General features: G+C 46.8%; 3 rRNA genes (2 of these 3 running past the window's edge). All 3 read left to right on the top strand.

The features are described from left to right. Positions 1–634: ribosomal RNA gene (locus ACR9Y8_RS13485) — 23S ribosomal RNA — on the top strand; it begins 2,248 nt to the left of the window's first position. 133 nt (positions 635–767) lie between these two features. Further along, positions 768–879 (top strand): 5S ribosomal RNA (gene rrf / locus ACR9Y8_RS13480). A 473-nt stretch (positions 880–1,352) separates the two neighbouring features. Beyond that, a 23S ribosomal RNA gene (locus ACR9Y8_RS13475) occupies positions 1,353–2,500 on the top strand (it continues 1,734 nt past the right edge of the window).

The raw sequence follows: 2,500 nt of genomic DNA, 5'->3' as shown, positions 1-2,500 counted from the left end.
GGTGGTCGCCTCCTAAAAAGTAACGGAGGCTCGCAAAGGTACCCTCAGTACGGTTGGTAATCGTACGAAGAGCGCATTAGTAAAAGGGTGCTTGACTGTGAGGCAGACAAGCCGAGCAGGAGCGAAAGCTGGCTAAAGTGATCCGGTGGTTCTGCATGGAAGGGCCATCGCTCAAAGGATAAAAGGTACTCCGGGGATAACAGGCTGATCTCCCCCAAGAGCTCATATCGACGGGGAGGTTTGGCACCTCGATGTCGGTTCGTCACATCCTGGGGCTGGAGAAGGTCCCAAGGGTTCGGCTGTTCGCCGATTAAAGTGGCACGTGAACTGGGTTCAGAACGTCGCAAGACAGTTCGGTCCCTATCTGTTGTGATCGTTAGTAAATTGCGAGGACATGACCTTAGTACGAGAGGACCGGGTCGTACGTACCGCTGGTGTATCAGTTGTGCCGCCAGGTGCAGTGCTGAGTAGCTATGTACGGCATGGATAAACGCTGAAAGCATCTAAGCGTGAAACCAACCTCAAGATGAGTTTACTTTTAAGGGCCGTCAGAGACTATGACGTTGATAGGCTACAAGTGTAAGGGTGGTAACATCGAAGCCGAGTAGTACTAATTGCCCGTAAGCTTTAATTTTATTTAATACACTTGTATACAACTCCCAATATGTACATTATTGAAGCAGTCAGCAGCTGGTCCTTAGCCCTTAGCTAAACCAGGTGCGGCGCTAACAGCTGATAGCTAAAAGCTGACAGCTGGCATAAGATCTTATGGTGGTTATGCCGAGGGTGTTCACCTCTTCCCATTCCGAACAGAGAAGTTAAGCCCCTCATGGCCGATGGTACTGCACCACAATGCGGGAGAGTAGGTAGCCGCCGTATTTATTAGAAAAAAGGTCCCGATGGATGTCGGGACTTTTTTTTCTCCTTAAGGATCTCTCTCTAAAAAAAGTTTCCATTAATTTTTGCGGAAATCAGACAGGATTGTATCTTTGCAGTCCGCTTTGAAAAAAGCGTAAGTTCTTTAAAGTATCGGTAGAAAGGTTAGCAAAAAAGGTGTAGATATAAGGTTATGTTTATCAGGTTATTATGATAAAAGAATCTTAGAAAAAGTTGCAGAAAGATTTGGAAAGAATGAAAGAAATTACATACCTTTGCAACCCCGAAACGAACGATACAGAAAGCAAGTTCTTCAGTTAAAACTAAGATGTGGCGCAAGGCCTGGTGGTTCATAACCATAACATCAGCAGATTTCAGGCTAAATGCTAGCAGCCCAGAGCTGATAGTTGCTTGAACAAGTTCTTTGACATATTGGGAAACAAGTTGTATACGACAAGTATTAACTAGTTAAGATTTTTAAAGCGAATAAGGGCGCATGGTGGATGCCTAGGCTCTAGGAGGCGAAGAAGGACGTGGTAAGCTGCGAAAAGCTACGGGGAGCTGCAAACGAGCGTTATATCCGTAGATATCCGAATGGGACAACCCAGTACATTGAAGATGTACTACCCGCAAGGGGGCCAACGCAGGGAACTGAAACATCTAAGTACCTGCAGGAAAAGAAAATAAATTAATGATTCCCTAAGTAGTGGCGAGCGAACAGGGAAGAGCCCAAACCGGGGTGGCGTGCTGCCCCGGGGTTATAGGACCACATTTAGAAAGCTAGATCAAGTTGAATCATCTGGAAAGATGAACCAAAGCAGGTGATAGTCCTGTAGGCAGAAATTCTAGTGGACGAGTGGTATCCTGAGTAGCGCGGGACCGGAGGAATCCTGTGTGAATTTGCCAGCACCATCTGGTAAGGCTAAATACTCCCTAGAGACCGATAGTGAACCAGTACCGTAAGGGAAAGGTGAAAAGCACTTCGAACAGAAGAGTGAAATAGTACCTGAAACCGTGCGCCTACAAGCGGTCGGAGCCTGTTAAAGGGTGACGGCGTGCCTTTTGCATAATGAGCCTACGAGTTACTCCTCACTGGCGAGGTTAAGCACTTAAGTTGCGGAGCCGTAGCGAAAGCGAGTTCTAACAGAGCGCTTTAGTCAGTGGGGGTAGACGCGAAACTTTGTGATCTATCCATGGGCAGGTTGAAGGTTTGGTAACACAAACTGGAGGACCGAACTCATTAGCGTTGAAAAGCTATGGGATGACCTGTGGATAGGGGTGAAAGGCCAATCAAACTGAGAGATAGCTCGTTCTCCCCGAAATGTTTTTAGGAACAGCCTCGTTTATAAAGTATCATAGAGGTAGAGCTACTAATTGGGCTAGGGGGCTTCACCGCCTACCAAACCCTAATAAACTCCGAATGCTATGATATAAGAACGGGAGTGAGGCTGTGGGCGCTAAGGTCCATGGCCGAGAGGGAAATAACCCAGATTAACAGCTAAGGTCCCTAATCGTATGTTAAGTTGAACAAACGCAGTTCAAATCCTATAACAGCCAGGATGTTGGCTTGGAAGCAGCCATTCATTTAAAGAGTGCGTAACAGCTCACTGGTCGAGGGTTTGAG

The sequence above is a fragment of the Chitinophaga sp. SVR4-12A genome, from assembly GCF_056754765.1.
This window is presented reverse-complemented; position numbering and strand designations above follow the sequence as displayed.